At 37.6% G+C, this 18,968-nt stretch carries 12 protein-coding genes and 2 pseudogenes; 4 read left to right on the forward strand and 10 right to left on the reverse strand.

The annotated features are described in order from the left end of the window. The first annotated feature begins 52 nt into the window (after window positions 1–52). Window positions 53–1,636, forward strand: a pseudogene (gene tnpC / locus I5776_RS21825) (IS66 family transposase). An 87-nt stretch (window positions 1,637–1,723) separates the two neighbouring features. Here the strand turns inward: tnpC and cas8c are convergent. The 3 genes and pseudogenes from cas8c to cas3 all read right to left on the reverse strand — a co-directional run. Next, window positions 1,724–2,914 (reverse strand): annotated as a pseudogene (gene cas8c / locus I5776_RS17730) (type I-C CRISPR-associated protein Cas8c/Csd1); the annotation flags it as partial. Continuing rightward, window positions 2,911–3,630 (reverse strand): type I-C CRISPR-associated protein Cas5c, encoded by a 720-nt coding sequence (gene cas5c / locus I5776_RS17735; RefSeq protein WP_202777719.1) that lies wholly within the window; start codon window positions 3,628–3,630, stop codon window positions 2,911–2,913. The pseudogene cas8c and the gene cas5c, both read right to left, overlap by 4 nt. Before the next feature lie 59 nt (window positions 3,631–3,689). Beyond that, on the reverse strand, window positions 3,690–6,119 hold the full coding sequence (cas3, locus tag I5776_RS17740) for a CRISPR-associated helicase Cas3' (RefSeq protein WP_202777724.1): 2,430 nt from the start codon (window positions 6,117–6,119) through the stop codon (window positions 3,690–3,692). 184 nt (window positions 6,120–6,303) lie between these two features. Here cas3 and I5776_RS17745 point away from each other — a divergent pair, with 184 nt between their 5' ends. The 3 genes from I5776_RS17745 to I5776_RS17755 all read left to right on the forward strand — a co-directional run bounded on the left by I5776_RS17745 (window position 6,304) and on the right by I5776_RS17755 (window position 8,499). Next, window positions 6,304–6,861 carry a GNAT family N-acetyltransferase gene (locus I5776_RS17745; RefSeq protein ID WP_202777726.1) on the forward strand — a complete coding sequence of 186 codons (558 nt, stop codon included), beginning with the start codon at window positions 6,304–6,306 and terminating at the stop codon, window positions 6,859–6,861. Window positions 6,862–6,923: 62 nt separating this feature from the next. Then, entirely contained in the window at window positions 6,924–7,076 is a 153-nt protein-coding gene (locus I5776_RS17750; RefSeq protein ID WP_202777728.1) for a hypothetical protein, read from the forward strand. A 106-nt stretch (window positions 7,077–7,182) separates the two neighbouring features. After that, window positions 7,183–8,499, forward strand: a complete 1,317-nt coding sequence (locus I5776_RS17755) for a bifunctional folylpolyglutamate synthase/dihydrofolate synthase (protein WP_202777730.1) — start codon at window positions 7,183–7,185, stop codon at window positions 8,497–8,499. 641 nt (window positions 8,500–9,140) lie between these two features. Here the strand turns inward: I5776_RS17755 and I5776_RS17760 are convergent. From I5776_RS17760 to I5776_RS17790, 7 genes are all read right to left on the reverse strand, one after another. After that, window positions 9,141–10,193 (reverse strand): diguanylate cyclase, encoded by a 1,053-nt coding sequence (locus tag I5776_RS17760; RefSeq protein WP_202777740.1) that lies wholly within the window; start codon window positions 10,191–10,193, stop codon window positions 9,141–9,143. Between the two features lie 76 nt (window positions 10,194–10,269). Beyond that, window positions 10,270–11,010 carry an IclR family transcriptional regulator gene (locus I5776_RS17765; RefSeq protein ID WP_202777752.1) on the reverse strand — a complete coding sequence of 247 codons (741 nt, stop codon included), beginning with the start codon at window positions 11,008–11,010 and terminating at the stop codon, window positions 10,270–10,272. Between the two features lie 72 nt (window positions 11,011–11,082). Further along, window positions 11,083–12,255: a saccharopine dehydrogenase family protein gene (locus tag I5776_RS17770; RefSeq protein WP_202777754.1), complete on the reverse strand. Its 1,173-nt coding sequence runs from the start codon at window positions 12,253–12,255 to the stop codon at window positions 11,083–11,085. Window positions 12,256–12,737: 482 nt separating this feature from the next. Beyond that, complete coding sequence (locus tag I5776_RS17775; protein ID WP_202777756.1) at window positions 12,738–14,240, reverse strand: aldehyde dehydrogenase family protein; 1,503 nt, start codon at window positions 14,238–14,240, stop codon at window positions 12,738–12,740. Between the two features lie 23 nt (window positions 14,241–14,263). Continuing rightward, a complete protein-coding gene (locus tag I5776_RS17780) occupies window positions 14,264–15,940 on the reverse strand; it encodes a thiamine pyrophosphate-binding protein (RefSeq protein WP_202777758.1) in 1,677 nt (558 codons plus the stop codon). Next, a complete protein-coding gene (locus tag I5776_RS17785; RefSeq protein WP_202777760.1) occupies window positions 15,924–17,117 on the reverse strand; it encodes an LL-diaminopimelate aminotransferase in 1,194 nt (397 codons plus the stop codon). Before I5776_RS17785 ends, I5776_RS17780 begins: the two co-directional genes overlap by 17 nt. A 742-nt stretch (window positions 17,118–17,859) precedes the next feature. Then, window positions 17,860–18,948: a DUF871 domain-containing protein gene (locus I5776_RS17790; RefSeq protein WP_202777762.1), complete on the reverse strand. Its 1,089-nt coding sequence runs from the start codon at window positions 18,946–18,948 to the stop codon at window positions 17,860–17,862. Between the last annotated feature and the right edge of the window lie 20 nt (window positions 18,949–18,968).

Here is an 18,968-nt window from a genome sequence, read left to right on the forward strand (position 1 = left end):
TCCCAAATGGTATACTATAAGTAACGAAAACGGGCGAAAAGTGGTGAGACGAATGGTTAATGTTTCTTCAAATAATGGGGCACAATATGAAAAATTAATTCAGCTTCTTGAAACGCAATTGACCAATTCCAATCAACAAAACAATAGGCTTTCGGAAAAACTCGATAACTTTAAAACAGAACGAGGCATTAACCGAACAAATTCGTCAATTAACCAAAGCTTTATATGGTTCTAAATCAGAAAAATCAAAGTATCAAGTACCAGACGGTCAAGGCTCTTTATTTGAAGACGATCCGTCTTTTAACGATTCTGAGCAGACAGAAGAACAAAGCACAGAAACAGTTAGCTATACCGTTGTCCGTAAAGTATCAAAGAAAAAGAGAAACGATTCATTTAGCAACAATATTGAGATAGAAGAAATTCACCATCATCCAGCTAATACGCTATGTGATTGTTGTCTTCATCAAATGACAGAAGTAGGTACAACAATAGCACGTGAAGAAGCAAAATTCATTCCAGCTACAATGAAGCGTGTGCAACATATCGAGCATGCCTATGAGTGCACGGTGTGCAAAAAGATACCACTCAAAAGCACAAATCAAGCGTGGGAAAGCACCGCAAACTGCCATTCAACGTAGCATTGCAGGACCAACTGTTTTGGCTAAACTTATCTACGATAAGTTTATTCAGTACTGCCTCTTTACCGCCAGGTGAAAGAATGGGAACGATATGGTCTACTTACAAATGATAAGAACCTATCTAACTGGGTTATTCGCGCTGCCGAAGATTGGCTTCAACCAATTTATGATTTGATGAAGCAAGTACTAACAGCCAAGTCAGTGCTCCATGTGGACGAAACCTATGCGCAAATCATTAATCGTTCCGACGGAAAATCCGGTCAATCGAACGCTTATAACTGGGTATGTCGTAGCGTACCAAGTCAAGGTCTATCATTGTCCTTTTCAAAAGCGCCTTATCTAGAAGTCGAGCTGTATTAGAAGATTTGATAGCCGGGTTCAAAGGAACGGTGATTTGCGATGGCTATTCAGCTTACGGTCATTTACCTGACGTGCAGTTCGCCAACTGCTGGGCGCACACGAGGCGTTATTGGTTAAAAGCTGATAGTAAAAACGGGCGAATAGGCGTCGATTACTGCGACCGGTTGTATCAGATTGAGCGTAAAATTAAACACCTTTCGCCAGAAGAGCGCCAACAAATAAGACAAGAAAAATCGAAGCCCATCGTAGATGAATTTTTCGCTTGATTGATCGCTCACCGTTCTTCGGTAAAAATGCGTTGGCGAAAGCAGCTGAATATACGTTGAGCCGAGCAGAAGGATTAAAAGCATTTCTTGATGATACCATTTAGAAATCGATAATAATCTTGCTGAAAATGCGATTCGTCCCAACGTAATCGGTCGCAAAAATTGGCTGTTCTCTGTAAGGAAGCAGGTGCAAAAGCGAACGCTATTTGTCTAAGTTTAGCTGAAACAGTAAAAGCAAATGGTATCGATTTTTATCAATATTTAGTCAAGCTACTAACAGAGCTGCCAACTTTACCAATTCACCAGCAGTCGGATCTTTTACATAACTACATGCCTTGGTCAGAAAATATCCAAGCCACATGTGCAAAATAGCCAACTATCCGAAAAAAATATCAGATGGCTGGCTATTCGTTGTGCGTACCGTAAAGGTGCGCTATTTTTTTATATTTCGGGCTTACAATAAAGTTCTTTTTCCATATTACGATAGTAGAGAACAGCCAACCTTCCTGTTGTTGCTGAATCTACTATTAAAATATTTACGTCTGCTTTTGAAGATAGTTTATTTCGATATCCATCTAGCGCTTTCGCAAATTCATTTGCAAACTCTTGATTAGTAAACGATCTTTTCTCAACTTTGGTATCAACTGAAGAACTAGATGGGAAAGTATCATATGCATCTGCTGTTGGATCTGGAATTTTCTGCCCATTATTTTCCCAAACAAGAAATACGCGTTGATCAACAATTTTCCCTTGACGATTAATTAACCATTTTAATGCGTTATGGGCTTTTTGAGATGCTTCATAACTAATACTTGCAACCTCATTGCTTTTGTTAAAACGTCCTCTATAGGTGAAACCACTTGTATCATTGGCCGAGATTAATTTGGCCTTATCTGCTGCGTTTCTTATTTTATTTGCGTGCCTTTCCGTGCTTGGCAAGCTTTTTCCGGTAACAAAACATAAATCATTATCACTTAATAAGTCATTATAAAATTGAATAAATGATTTATACATATCCGGGTCTTTCCACACATGAGTTAAAATTTTATTGGAAGAATGAACATTAAAACGTACAAAAGCGCTTTCTTGCCCGCCAGCGACAACTGAAAAAATCGATGGTTTGTATCCTATAAATGATTCATATTTTTTGTCCCACTTTTCTATTAACTTTTCTTCTTCATCCAACCATAAAATCTTTTCTTCAACTAAATCTTTAACTAATTGTTTCTTACTTAAATACGTATAAATGCTTTTCACTTTTTGAATTGTATAAGGAGAATTCGCCCAATCTTTTAGCTGCTGAATATAATATGTAAATGGTTCTTCCTTCTTTATTTTTCCACCATATGCGACGAAGTCTCCTGCCACATAACTTAGCTTATCGTGTAATGGATATGGCGCTATTTTTGAACCTGCTCTGCTGGCTGATTCCTCAGTACACGGAATGAGCGTACTAGCATCATCCTTATCAATTACTCTAGCTGAGTGAAATTCACCATCTTCTGTAAGTGTTACTTCTATATGCGCATTCTGCGTAGTATGTGAAATAGGCAACAGTGTATATTCCTGATTATTATGCTTCTTTTCTATTTCTCCAACTCGGTCCAAATTTGCTTCATACGTTTCATAAAGATTAAATAACCAGCTCATTGATTCCCCCCCTCTACTAACTGATCGTATAGTCGATCAACGGATTCCACATTTTCTTTTGTAAACCGTTTTGGCTCCATTTCTGCTATTTTTCTTATTTGTGTACACTGATCAGGACGTGGAAATTGAATAATTCCATCTTTCATTACTGGATTCCACAAACGAACTTCCATTTCATTTTTTCCTGTTTCATCAGGATAATTAATGCCGTGTACCATGGTGCCAAGGTGAAGTTCTCCATAATTATCATAGTAACTTTTTCCTTCTCCAAAGACGCATGGTTCCACGTAACCTTGACATTCCCTTGCACCTAAGTAGATATCTCGTCTTCCGCCAGCTTTGAGTGAACGTAAAAGAATATTATGGTGCTTATTTTCGTTTCTATCAAAAGCCATATCCGGTCGATGTGGGTTAAATATAAAATGCGCTCTTACTTGGTAACATGGATCCTTTAAATATGTGTAATTGGCAAGTGTGTTTCCACCCCCATACTCAATGGGGCGAATGCCCTTTGACTCCATTCGAATCGCATTCATAATTCGAACCTCATCTACCACCATAAGGAGAGTAGGCTTCCAATAAATCGATTCCACTATTCCTTTTAAAGCCTGATATGAAGGGACTTGGTAGGATAGCTTTTCTCCACCCATTTTTGTTAATGGATCGGTAAACAAGGCATACTTTCCGTAAACAACAAATTCTATTGAGTTTCTCACAGAATCACCTCCATTAATTTGATTTTCCTAACAATTTAATCATGTTATTTAAAAGGTATTTAAAACATATTAACCTCAAATCCACTTTCATTTTGAAGATCCAATCCAAATTCATGATTATAAGCCCCTTCTTTTAAAGCTAAAATTTTCCCATCTAAATAGGACACAATTCCATCATTTTGATCTAATGCTTTTAATTCATGTGAATAAAGATTAATAGAATACTGCTGAGCTTTTCGCAATTCTCTTGATAAATCGGTAATGGATTGATTGCTATTTAATTGTGCAATAATTTCCTTACCCTCTTTATAAGGGACAATAACTGCAGTCGTATGATCATCGATGACACGAAAATTTTCCGCTGCTGTATAATAACTGTTCGCTATAAACAATGGAAGCTTCTCACCTTTATTGGACATATATGCTTGATGGTAGCTATTCCGATTCTTTGATGCAGTCAAAAGCTCAGTCATATTCTTTTTAATTTTTGGTATATAGTAATTTAAGTCTGATTTAAATTGTGTAAAGTATTCTTTAAAAAACCTTTCCATTGCTTGTCTTGATAAGATATTGCCACCATGTTTTTGTAAATCCTTCTTGATATCAATAAGTATTCTTTTAGAAACCTGTTTGCCAACTTTTATTTCTTTTAAGTGATCAAGATTTTCTTCTTCATGATCAATGACATAAACAAACCTCATTTCTTTTTCACCGTGACGATTGCATCTCCCTGCTGCTTGTGCTACCGAATCCAATCCTGCTAATGACCGAATAACACATTCAAAACTGACATCTACACCAGCTTCAATAAGTTGAGTACTAATACAAATAATTTTGTCTCCGGCATTTAACCTCATTCTTACCTCATCTAATATTTCGTTTCTATGTGCCGCACACATAGATGTACTTAAATGGTAGATTGGAATTTGATTTTCTTTTTCCATTAATAGATTATATAAATTTTTTACAACTGATTTCGTGTTAAGAATGACTAGTATACTTTGAACCTCACTCATCTTTTCATCAATGAAGTGACAAAGCTTTTCGTTGTTAAAGGATTCCTTAGTCGCCATGTCCACAATTTCTACTCGTTTAAATGCTTCTATAACATGATCGAGGTTGTTAATTATTTCGCCGTCTGTGTTAATTTCTAGTTTATGTTCAACAAAATCTAACGCTGGTTGTGTGGCAGTACAGAGGATAATACTCGAATCACAATAAGTCTTTAAAAAGTTTAGTGCCTGATTAAACAATGATACACATGAAATGGGAACCTTTTGTACTTCATCAAAGATAATAACTGATTCACTTAAATTATGAAGCCTACGTATATTTCTGCTTCCTTTTGCATAGAACACATTTAAAAACTGTACCATCGTTGTAAAAATAATCGGTGAATCCCAATTATCTCTAGCTAGTTTTAGTTTTTGCTGCACATTTACGATTCCATCCTGATTCTCATCATCGTCATTTGTATCTTCAATAATATTGGAGTGATGCTCCAGAATATTGACATGATCCTGTAGTATATTACGAACTTCTTCTGCGTTTTGTTCAATAATCGTTGTGTAAGGAACAACGTAAATAATTCTTTTTTTGTTATACAATTGGGCATGTTTTAATGCGTATCGTAAACTAGCTAATGTTTTTCCTCCACCAGTTGGTATGGATAATGTATAAACTCCAGACTGCTTTTCAGCGAAGACTTCACATTGTTCCGACATTTGAGCTCTTAATTGGTTAATCTGATTTTGTGCACTTGGTTGGTTTTTAAAAGAATCAATTTTTGATTTAAGTTTTTGATAATACCTATTAAAAGGGAGTTCATTTCTGTTAGATGTCTCATCTATTGTATTTTCTTCAAATAATCGTGTATTTGTTCGATCAGCATCAATTAAAGAGCTAAAGGTAAATTTCGTTAAAAACATCACCTTTTCTTCAAACTGCTGAATATTTTTTTTCGCTAAAAATCTTTCTAGTTCAGCAACAGCAAGGTCAACATAATCATAGAATTCTTTCTCGTTCATTACATTTTCAAAAAATTGTTGTTTACTTAAATAGAATTCATCTAGTACTTTCTCTCTAACTCTATTTAAATATTTTGATTCTAATTCAGGATCTAAAAAATCTTGAAGATATGAGTGGTGAGAAATGATTGCATTTCCTACAATCTCAGCTAGTAATTGCTTAAAGGGGGAAATATTTGCCTGAGTATGAAAATATTCATACAGCAATTTTCCTCCTGCAGTTGAGTGGTCTATTTTACCCCTTTTTATTGGGGAATTTGGATTGTTAACAGCTTCTATTATGTATTCTTTAAATCCGTTCGTATATTTACCTAGATCATGAAGCATCCCTGCAAGACCTGTAATATGTTTTAAATCAATCTTTTCACCAAAAGATTCCGCTAATCTCTTTACTTCTAATAAATGCTCTTCAACGGTCTGGATCAGTTTATCTTTTTCACGAATGTGCGCAATGAAACTCATTTCCCTCCTCCTTACCTTAGTAATTAAAACCTATTTAACAAGATTATATTTCCAAAAAGTCATACTATATTATCATTTTCTGACTTTTCCAAATAACTGTCAATACCTATCTTTATTCTATTTTGAAGGAAATTCACTACCTCCAATCGAATACCCATAGAAGAATACAATCGGAGGTAAATCTATGAACCTATTAACTGGCGAAACAATAAAATTAACAGCTCTAACTGAGGAAGATTTAACTACAATCATTAACTGGTTTGAAGATACTACTTTTACCCAACTGTTCGATGCTCTGCCAGCTGTGCCTAAAACGAAGACACAACTAACTAGTTGGTATGAGGAGTTTACGGATACGAATACACAATTTCTGTTTGGCATTCGAACCCAGCACAAGAATGATTTAATAGGCTATATTGAGATTGATGGGATTCTATGGAATCACGGGGTAGGTTGGATTTCCATTGCAATCGGAGAATCTAACAATCGTGGAAAGGGATATGGTTATGAAAGCATGAAGCTTGCATTGGATTTTGCCTTTTATGAGTTGAATTTGCAACGGGTTCAATTGACTGTATTTGATTACAATCAATCGGCCATTTCGCTATATAAAAAACTAGGTTTCCAACAGGAAGGAAGTTATCGAGAGTTTATACACCGAAATGGAAGAAGACATGATATGCTCTTATTTGGTCTTTTAAAAAGAGAGTGGGAAGTAGAACGGAAAAACTTGAATAATTAGTGAAAAAAGATGAAATTTCAATCATGCGTCCGCATACCTTTATAATAAAGGGGATGAAGATGATGCTTGAATGGATAACGACGATAGGCGTTCTTGTTACAGTTGTAGGTTTTGGGTGTTGGCTGTTTATTTATTCTTTTAAACTAGCAATCGATCCGGAAGATGCGTACAGGGTTGACCCCGTACCAAAAGAGAGTGATGAATGGCACCAATAGAATGTTGGTGTCTTTTTTTTGAATACCTTTTCTTGATATACATTTCTTGTGAATCGCATGACTTATGGTAAAATTTTATTATTAAAATAATAGGAGTTTTTACAAAGTGAGGAATACAAATTACCTTCGTGCGTTAAACTATCTCTCACAATTTAATACTCGTACGATGAATCGAACAAATGGCTTACACCACCAAATCATGCAGGATTTACTCGATTTGTTTTCAATTCGTCCACAGGATTTCAAGTTTGTTCAAATTACTGGTTCATGCGGGAAAGGAAGTACCGCTCACTTTATATCCTCCATTCTGTCAAAACATTCGTATAATCATGGATTATTTACGGGACCACATCTTAACCGGTATGAAGAAAGATTTATGTATAATGGTGAAATGATTGAACAGGATGATTTTTCGGCGATTGTATTGGAAATAGAAGAGAAACTGAGTGGCTATCATTATGAGCAAGAAGTTGGACATATGCATGTTATGATTATCATCGCTCTCATATTTTTTCAAAGAAAAGGAATTGAGCTGATTATCTTTGAAAATGGTGTCGGAGGGAAAGCAGATCCGTCTAATATTTTTGACCCGATTATTGCGGTTCTAACCGAAATTACACTGGACCATTCCCATTTGCTCGGATCGACAATTGAAGAAATTATTGTTGATAAATCCTGTATTATTAAGGATTCTACAAAATATGTTGTCTGTGGCATGAATAATGTACAAGCTCGGAATTACTTATTAAAAATTGAAGCACATGACCCGGCAGCATTCCTTTTTTTTAATCGTGATTACGTAAATTTAATTAAACAATCGAATGAAACAGGAAGTACCTTTCATTTTAAAAGTGAACATCTTTTATTAGAGAATATTGATTTATCACTTATTGGAACGCATCAAGTGCAAAATGCGAGCACTGCTTTAGCTGTAATTGAAGCCTTCATCCGGCTTGGCTATAACTTCGATGAAAACACGATTCATAGTGCACTTAAATCTGTTCACATCCCTTGTCGAATGGAGATCCTTGAAAAAAACGGTGTAAAGTTTCTATTCGATGGCGCACATAACATATTGGAATTGAAAACATTAAAGAAAAATATCGACATACTTGGTTCACCTATTTCAACTGTTATTTTATCGATTTCATCTAATAAAGATATAATAAGAATGCTCAAAGCGATTGAATTTACCAATGCAACATACATCGTTACACCACATCCGTTTCTTGAACGGAATATTAGTCGAAAAGAAATAGAAGAAGCATTCCAGACATTTGAAACTAATAACTATATGTACAATCCGAATCTAGAAGGCATAATCAAATCTATTTATGAAAATACTAAAGGGAATACATTTATATTAGTAACCGGATCACTATACTTAGTTGGATATGTGAAAAGTATCCTCTTTCCGGATTAAAAAACTTTTGTGGACATAGAATCGGTTATTTTTAAAAAATAACAAAAATTTAAGATCTATTTGGGCTTAGTGGTCCCATGGTTAGAGTGAAAGATCTGTTATGGTACCGGTAAGTGGAGAAACGATCCCATGGCTAAAGTGAAGGATCTGCTATGGGACCGGTAAGTGGGAATGCGGGCCTTTGGCTAGAGTGACAGACATGCTATCGTACCGGTAAGTGGCGATGCGATCCTTTAGCTAGAGTGACAGACATGCTATCGTACCGGTAAGTGGCGATGCGGGCCCATAGCTAGAGTGACAGACATGCTATCGTACCGGTAAGTGGCGATGCGATCCTTTAGCTAGAGTGACAGACATGCTATCGTACCGGTAAGTGGCGATGCGGGCCCTTAGCTAGAGTGACAGACATGCTATCGTACCGGTAAGTGGCGATGCGGTCCCTTAGCTAGAGTGATAGAACTGCTATGGGACCAGAAAGTGGCGATGCGATCCCATGGCTAGAGTGACAGACATGCTATCGTACCTGAAACATAAGTAAATCATCCATTCTTTCGCAAATAAAGGAACTGATGTCTGCTAAGATTATAAAAGACCAAATCGCAATACCGATTTGGTCTTGATATATTGATTATTCCCCTTCTTTAAAAAACAACCTGATTCCGTCCATTCTCTTTCGCTTTATATAAATGCCCATCGGCGATTTTTACAGCTTGTTCAAGTTTTGACTCCGGAAATAATGGAGCAATTCCGATTGATATTGTAATTTTTCTTAACGGGTCACCTGATTCCGTATAAAACTGCTGGGCTTCAATATATTTTCTTAGTTCATCAAGTGAAGATGCAGCATCTTCAATGGTTGGAGCTAATTTGTATGCGATAAATTCCTCTCCTCCATATCTTGCAATAATCGAACCTTTTCTATGAAACTTTAATAACGTTTGGGCAAAATCAATTAAGACTTGATCCCCTGTTTGGTGGCCATATGTATCATTAATTCCCTTAAAATGGTCAATATCCAGCATCGCTATGAAAGCTTTGTTCGTCCCTGTTTGTTTTGTTTTCAAAATCTCTTCATTAAATCGCTTCATATTATAAAGCTTCGTTAATGGATCATGGTCAGCAAAAAATTTAAAACGCGCTAATAAATGATTATGCTGAAACGATAGCTTGGTGAATGAAAACAAAATTAGCATGCTGATTTGAAATGTAATATAGCGTAACAAATAAAAATCAGTATCTAAATGAACATAAAAAAGAAAAGGCAGATCACATGCCGCCCATATAATCGTAGAATACAATAATGCTTTACCATAGTTTATTTTTTTCCAATTTACACAATATCTAATAATTAAACTGATTACTGCCGGAACAGTAATGCCAAAGATTACTCCAGGCAAAGCGCCGAGCCCCCCTAAAGATAATCTTCCAATCGCGGAAATAATGACTACTGGGATAACATATAATGGCCCTTGAATAATCCCAATAAAGGAAATAGGTATCGCTCTTAAATCAAAGCGAAAGCGATTCTCTATTAATATCGGGAAATAAAATAAGGCGATAACAGTTAATGAGACAATGATTATATGTACTATCGCCGTCAATTTTTTCTTTTGTCCATAGGTAAAGTATAGATGTTGGACACAGAGATGCATAAATAAGATGATTGCCATATTGGCTAACATTGTTTTTATCAAAAACAGTAACCTTCTTCCACTATTCCCACTATTAACCAATATAGCAATTCTAGTAAAAAAATAAAAGATTTTTTAACTATCGATAACCCATTTCAGAGGAAATATCTTTAGCACTTTTCTTTGTATTTTCCTTGATCATTTCTAGATGTGTTCCTTCAAAACGATAGGATGGGCCACTTACGGCTAATGCAGCAATCACCTGTCGATGATAGTCGTAAATAGGAAAGGAGATTCCTGTTGTCCCTTCATCTTGCTCCCCATAGCTAATAGACAACTCATTTCTTTTAATTTCTTCTATTTCATTTATCATCTGACTTTTATTTAAAGGGCGAAGGGTTGCTGTATCTAATATTTCTTTTCTTTTTTTATCTGGCAAGAAAGCTAGTAATAATTTTGGCCCTGATCCTAGGTAGAGTGGAGATCGTTTTCCTATTCTAGTGTATAATCTTACAGCATGGGTGCTCTCTACTTTTTCAATGTATACAGCTTCATCCTGATTGACTATGACGAGGTGGACGACCTCATTAATTTCATTTGCAAGTTTCTTCATATAAGGAAGTGCTACTTTTCTAAGCTCTAACTGTTCGGAAACTAATTGGCCAAGCTCCATTAACTTTAAGCCAAGTTTATAACGCTTGTCATAGTCCGAATCCATTGTTTTAGTCAAAAAACCACAGTATTCTAATGATGTTAGCAGCCGGTAAACGGTTGGTTTTGGCAATTGTACGCGCTCTGTAATTTCTTTTAAGCTTAGCTCCGATTTTTCTTCGGTAAATAAATCCAACAAGCCCAACGCTTTAATAATACTTTGATTCACTTTACTCCGACTCCTCAAGGTATGAAAATTCTCCCCCTAAGACATAGAGGGAGAATCAATTCACTATTAGATTTAAACCGTTACATTTGAACGGGACCCTTCGCTTTTATCAATAATATTTACATCCCGTTTCGCCATTTCTTTAATATATTCCTTACCTGGAACAACCTTTTCAGGTGCAAAGACACCTTTTTCAGTAATTAAACCACTGCCAATCATTTGTGCAACTACGGAAATCGTATTGGCGGTTGCACGTGCCATCGCTGTTACTTGATTTTCACGATCTTTATAGGTTACTAGTTCATATTCATATTTTTTCGTTTCTTCAGCTTTTGTGCCTTCAACAATGACACGCAGAAGGACAGCATCATCTTTTTCACCTAGCTCAACAATCGGATCTAATGCTTTTAACAGGACATCACGAGGTTTAATCTTCTGTCCGTTCACCTCAACCACGTAGTCATTTCTAGTTAAATTTAAGTCTACAAGTAATTGAAATTTTTCAGCATGACCACGGTAACGGATCGTCTTATATTCAAGTGTCTCTACGTCCGGATAAGATAATGATAATGTTGATGTTCCTCCAGCAGTATGAAAAGCTTCAAGCGGTCCAAATCTCTCAAAATGGATGGTTTCAATTTCCGATAAAGACGGCACTTCTTGCTTTATTCCGTTTCTGATTACTAAAGATGGATCGGTATAGTGGTCAAATACCCCTTCCATTGAAAAGACATGATTATATTCTAATGGTGGCTCTGGCACAACGGGTATCCCGCCTACATATATCTTAATTGATTTGACTTCATCTAACTGACTCGCGCCGTAACCGGAAAGAATATTGATCATTCCAGGTGCAACTCCTAAATCCGGAATTAAGGTAACGCCTGCATTCTTTGCTTCCTCATTCATGGCTAGCACATGATCTGTTGCATGACCAATATGCCCGCCTAAATCAACACAATTAACCCCTGCATCAATGGCAGCTCTAGCGACCCTTTCATTAAATGTATAAAAGAGGGCATTTATAATAACATCATACTCTCGGACAAAGTTTGTTAATTGGTCTTGATTTGTTGCATCTAAATAGGCTGCTGATAGTTTGGTAGAGTTCAGTTGCTGACAAACGGCTTCCGCTCTTTTTACATCGACGTCTGCCAATGTGACTTTCTCAACCCCCGCACTATTTACTAAATCTCTAGTAGCTTCTTTCCCCATAAGTCCCGCACCTAAAACTGCAATTTTCATGTAAATTCCTCCCAAGTTCGTTCGAATTCATTGAATATGCTGCTTAAAATAAACTAACTATCGCACCCTCTTTGACTTACTTTCTTTTAAAATAAGTAAACAGAAGGAAGCAATTGATAGAAGTAGTCTGGTATTATTGCTAGTTATCTCTATCAAAGTGACTGATTGGCATACATATTGCCGGTATTTCGCCGATTATCTATATCATAGCGGCTCTTTGACTTACTTATTTCGGTATTTCGCCGATTATCTATATCATAGCGGCTCTTTGACTTACTTATTTCGGTATTTCGCCGATTATCTATATCATAGCGAGTCTTTGACTTACTTATTTCGGTATTTCGCCGATTATCTATATCATAGCGGCTCTTTGACTTACTTTCTGTCCATGTTTCGCACATTATCTATATCAAACTGCTCATTACGAGCCCAAGACATACATCCCAACTCACTATAATTGACTATCAATCTTCCAAAATTATTTATTCTACATCTATTTGTGCACGTTGCAACTTACCACTATAATCCACATACACGCTCTTCCACTCTGTAAATACATCAAGTGCTTGAACGCCGGAATCTCGATGACCATTACCCGTACCTTTCGTTCCACCAAATGGTAAGTGTATTTCAGCACCTGTAGTGCCCGCATTTACATAGACAATTCCGGTATCAAGATCACGTTGTGCAGCGAAAACGCGATTTACATCTCTTGTAAAAATGGAGCTGGATAATCCATATGTAACTCCATTATTAACCTCGATTGCTTCCTCAAAACTTTTTACAGGGATAATCGAAACGACTGGTCCGAAGATTTCCTCCTGGGCAATTCTCATATCAGGACGGACATCTGTAAACAATGTTGGCTCATAATAATAGCCATTTGCATGCTCCTCATGTTTGACTATAGAACCTCCCGCTAATAGCTTTGCACCTTCATCCTTACCGACCCCTACATACTCATGAATTTTCTGCAATGCACTTCCATTAATAACAGGCCCAATCTTGACACTCTCATCTAACCCATTACCGAGAGTTAATTTTTCCATTGCTGCCAAAAGTCGTTCTTCTAATTGTTCCTTCACACTCTCGTGAACGATGACTCTGCTACATGCTGTACATCTTTGTCCACTCGTTCCGAAAGCACTCCACAAGATGCCTTCCACAGCAAGTGTTAAGTCCGCATCATCCATCACGATGACCGCATTTTTACCTCCCATTTCAAGTGATACACGTTTTAAAAGTCTTCCGCATGTTTCAGCAATTGTACGTCCGACTTCATTTGAACCTGTAAATGATATGACATCTATATCGGGATGCTCAACCATTGCATTTCCTACTTGCGAGCCTGAACCACAAACGAGATTAATCACTCCTTTAGGTAAACCCGCTTCCTCAAATATTTTGACTAATTCTCTTGCCATTAACGGCGTTTCTGATGCTGGTTTCCAAATTACTGCATTTCCTCCCACGATTGCCGGGAATGACTTCCACGTTGCAATGGCTATTGGGAAATTCCACGGGGTAATAATTCCAACGATACCAACCGGTACACGAATGCTCATAGCAAATTTATCTTTTAATTCTGAAGGTGTCGTATTTCCAAATAATCGTCTTCCTTCACCCGCCATATAGAACGCCATATCAATACCTTCTTGTACTTCCCCACGTGCTTCTTCGATCACTTTTCCCATTTCTTGGGTTAAGATGCGGGCTAACTCCTCTTTTCTTTCTTTCATAATCAAGCCAACGCGGTACAAAAGCTCCGCACGTTGTGGTGCCGGGACTAATGCCCATTTCTTCTGCGCTTTTTTCGCAGCTTCTACTGCATGATCTACATCTTCTTTCGATGATAAAAGGAGGTCACCGATTGCTTCACCAGTTGCTGGATTAATGATCGCCGCGTACTTTTCTTCTGCAGGAACTGTCCATTCACCGTTAATATAATTTACTACTTTTTCACCGCTAATAACTGTATTTGACATATAGAACCTCTCCTTAATAAAAATTATGATTTGTTTCGAATTTGATCGATTGTTTTGGACGTCGAGATTTGTTCACGATCCATTTCAATTTCAATAACCGTAGGGATTTTGCTCGTCATCGCTTCTTTTAATGCAAGTTCAAGCTCATTTCTTGTATCCACTTTTACGCCATTTGCATTCAAGGAATGGGCAAGCCCGATAAAATCGATATTTCCTAAATCAGTACCACTAATTTTATTCGGATAATGCATTTCTTGATGCATACGAATCGTTCCATACATTTGATTGTTAAAAACGAGACTAATGACCGGAATTTGGTAACGTGAAGCTGTTTCTAGCTCCTGAACAGTCATCATCATTCCGCCATCACCGGATAGGGAGACAACGGTAGCATCAGGTTTTGCTAATTTCACACCAATTGCCGCAGGCAGTCCATACCCCATCGCTCCAGATGTTGGACCTACATACGTTTTTTCCTTCTGAAATTGAAAATAAGAATGGAGCCAACCAGCAAAATTACCTGCATCATTGGTGATGATTGCGTTCTCTGGAAGATGTTTTTGCAGTAATTCGATCACATCAAAATTCGTTAGCTTACTATTATGATGATTACTTGTTAACGTGGATGCTTTTTCATAGGTGTGGCGACATTTATCTACCCAATCCTTCCAATTTGGTTGGATAGTTAAATTCATGCAAGCAAGTAAGGTCTTTTTTGCATCTGCGACAATCCCCATTTCAGGTGGATAGACATTTCCTAGCATATCTGCATCGATGTCAATATGAATTAATGTTTGGTTTTTGGAGAGTAATGTGTAGTCTTGTGTTGTCACTTCAGAAAGTCTCGTTCCTATTGCGATAATAACATCGGCTTCCATCGTTGTTTCGAGAACTCCCTTTGCAGTTCCTAACCCTAGATGACCGACATATAAGGGGTGATTATTCGGAAACACATCATGCCTACGAAACGCCGCTACAACGGGTAAATGGAATTTCTCAGCAAAATCAATTAGCGCCTGTTCCCCATTTGAATGGATCACCCCTCCACCGGCGATAATAAGTGGATTTTTGGCTCCTTCTAAAATTTCCCCAATTTCCACAACCTCTTCTATTGCGGGAGAAGGCCTTGGAATTTTCACTTTCGGACCAAAGGACATTTCACTTTCAACTTTTAACATATCTTCGGGCAATGATATAACCACCGGTCCAGGTCGACCCGTTTGTGCAATACGGAAAGCACGCTGAACAAGTTCAGGCACCCGTTCGGCATCTTTAATTTCAACTGTCCATTTTGCAATATGACCGAAAAACTGGTCTAAATCCACTTCTTGAAATCCTTCGCGACCGCGAAATTTACTATGAACTTGACCAAGAAAAACGACCATTGGTGTAGAATCTTGATAAGCAGTATGGACCCCGATTGCTAAATTTGCTCCACCCACACCTCGAGTAGCCATGACAACACCCGGTTTCCGTGTTGCTTTTGCATACCCTTCTGCCATAAAGGAGGCGCCACCTTCATGCCGTGCAGAAATTAAATCGATAGTCTGCTCATCATAAATCGCATCCAATACAGGCAAGTAACTTTCGCCAGGTACACAAAAAACCTTCGACACCTCTTCAATTTTCATGCACTCAATAATCGCTTTTGCCCCTGTCATAACTCGCTTCTTCTGTTCCTTTTCAATGATTTGGGACATGTTTTGTCACCTCTAGATTCAGGGATTTTATTCTTTTTACAGCTTCATCTAGTCGTTCGGTTGGGACAGATAAAGAAATGCGAAAATATCCTTCTCCAGATGGGCCAAAGGCATTTCCCGGTGTAATAATGACGCCCGCTTCTTCCAATACTTTTTCAGCAAATTGTTGTGAGGTGAATCCAGTTGGCACAGGTGCCCAAATGAAAAACGAACCTCTCGGTTTTTCTACATGAATACCGATATCTTTTAAGGCAGCCAACATTTTTTCTAAGCGCTCATTATACACGGCATTATTCTGTTCAACGGTTTTATAATCACTGTTTAGCGCTTCTGCACCTGCTTTTTGTATGGGTAAAAATTGACTTGTGTCACAATTGCTTTTTACATTAGATAAGGCACGAATAATTTCACGATTCCCGACGACATAGCCAATTCTCCAGCCGGTCATATTAAAACTTTTTGATAGGGATCCGAATTCAACGGCAAGATCTTTTGCACCTTCAATTTGTAAAATACTTGGGGCTTTAAATGAATCAAACGTAACTAATCCGTATGCAGAGTCGTGGATGACACCTATTTGGTGTTGTTTTGCGAAGGCAACTGCTTCTTCAAATACATCTAATTCAACAGTTGCGGCTGTAGGATTTCCTGGATAGTTTAAGAACATGAGCTTCGCCTTTTCACAGATGGATGGTGAAAGCTGAGAAAAAATCGGACGATATTGATCCTTTGGATCAAGTGGTAAATCAATACATTCTCCTCCCGCTAAATAGGTAGCAGTCCTGTATACAGGATAACCGGGATCTGGAATAAGAACGGCATCACCAATGTCTATCATTGCTGGGATGACATGGGCTATCCCTTCTTTAGAGCCGATTAAGGTAAGAACTTCAGTGTTAGGATCTAATTCCACATCATATTGTTTTTTATAAAAGGCAGCAACTGCCTCTCGGAATTCCTGACATCCAGAATAACCGGAGTATTTAAAGTTGTGTGGATCCTGTAATTCCTTAATTAACCGCTCAACAATAAAATTTGGTGTCGGTAAATCAGGTGCGCCAATGCCTAAATCAATGACGTCTACCCCTTTTTCCTGCAGCCGTTTCTTTTTTTCGTCAATGACGGAAAATAAATAAGGCGGCAAACCTTGAACCCGTTTGGAAACTAAAGAAGACATCCGATTCCCCTCTTTCCATATTCAATTCCCTGCATTTCATTATATGAAATACAGTTTCATATATTACAAAGTTCATTATATGATAGCGTTTTCATTAATTCAATAGTTAATTCCAAATTATCTAAATATTATTTCGGACATCAATTGGTATTGTAATCAGTTTTCTATTTATTGCCTGTTAACAAAAGCATGTGAAAAAGTGAAGCGGTAAGATTACGAGATTGTAAAAATACAGAAAAAGGGAACCAAAATTATCAGTGGTTCCCTTTGTGTTTCTGTACTATTTGATTGTATTGATACTTTCCGGTACCTTAACGGATCTTTTCCTCTTGCCACGGGACCGCTTTCTCTCTTTCCGGTACCTTAGCAGATCCTTCTCTCTGACCATGGGACCGTCTTCTCTCTTTCCGGTACTTTAACGAACCCTTCTCTCTGACCATGGGACCGCTTCTACCCTTTCCGGTACCTTAACAGATCCCCCCCTCTTACCATAGGACCGCTTCTTCTCTTTCCGGTACCTTAACAGACCCTTCTCCCTTGCCATGGGACCGCTTCTACCCTTTCCGGTACCTTAACAGATCCCCCCCTCTTACCATAGGACCGCTTCTTCTCTTTCCGGTACCTTAACAGACCCTTCTCCCTTGCCATGGGACCGCTTTCTCTCTTTCAGGTACCTTAACAAATCCTTCTATCTCGCCAGGAATCGCCCTATAGAAAATAAATGCTTAATAAAGTTCAAACACTATCTTCTCGTTCTCTCAATTAACTTAAATTTCTGCCAAGGTCTGATTTTATCTAACAGAAAGGTTTCCTCGTCTGCTATAGATCCAATCGTATTCGTCTTCCCCTCATTCTCCATATCTTGTAAGGCGATATGTAATTCCCCTTTATATCTCTCGTAGTGATTATTATCAATGGTTACACTTCCACGCGTAATTGAATCAGTATCGTGAGCAGGGATGGATTCTTGTTTATATTGTACGCGGCTTTCTGTTGAGCGAATCACATAGGCGGAAACATCCCCACGGTTCACATGAATTTTTTCTAAAGCAATTTTCTTTTCTAACTCCGAAACGTTAGGGACAAAATCAACACTTAACTCCAATAAATAGCGATTTAATTCGGATAGTTGTTTTAATTCCTCATCCGAAGCAAAAGCATTTCCAATAATTAAATCATCAATTAATCCAGTATTATATAAATCTTTTGCTTGAACGGTAATAGGAAGATAGCGATGCTCTTCCAATGACGGAAGTCCTTCTTGCACTGGCCAAGGACCATATTTTGCATGACTTGAAGAGATCATTGCAGCTGTGCGAATTCCATGTTCTTTATACTGCTTCGAACATTTGATAAAATGTTCCCGCGATAATCCAGTATACTTGCGAGGATAAAAGTTATGACAGCCAATTAACGAATGTTTATTCGGAGAATACGATAGAATTTGCTCTAAGTAGTTTGTACCTTGGCTCATATTCAACTCAATTTTCAAGCCATATTCATTTAACGACATGATGCTTTCCTCTAAACCTGAAAACCCAAGATCAAGTCGTAAACCTGATAAACCAAGCTCTTTAAAATAGCCTAAATCTCTAAATGATAAGTTAAGGTCTTGAAAAACACTCGGACTGACATCGGCAATAACTTCAAACCCTAATTCATTAGCCTTTGTTAATAAAACCTTTAATGTATGTAAATCCTTTTCTTCACTTGCAGACATTAGACAGGTAAACATTCGAGTAAATCCATACGAACTTGCTTTTTCAAGATAATCGATTTGGTCTTTTTCAGTTCCATATTGCGGATAAACAGAAATTCCAAGTTGTCTCAATGCTTTTCCCTCCTTTTAAA

Origin of the sequence: Heyndrickxia vini, assembly GCF_016772275.1 — a bacterium.
GTDB lineage: Bacteria > Bacillota > Bacilli > Bacillales > Bacillaceae_C > Heyndrickxia > Heyndrickxia vini.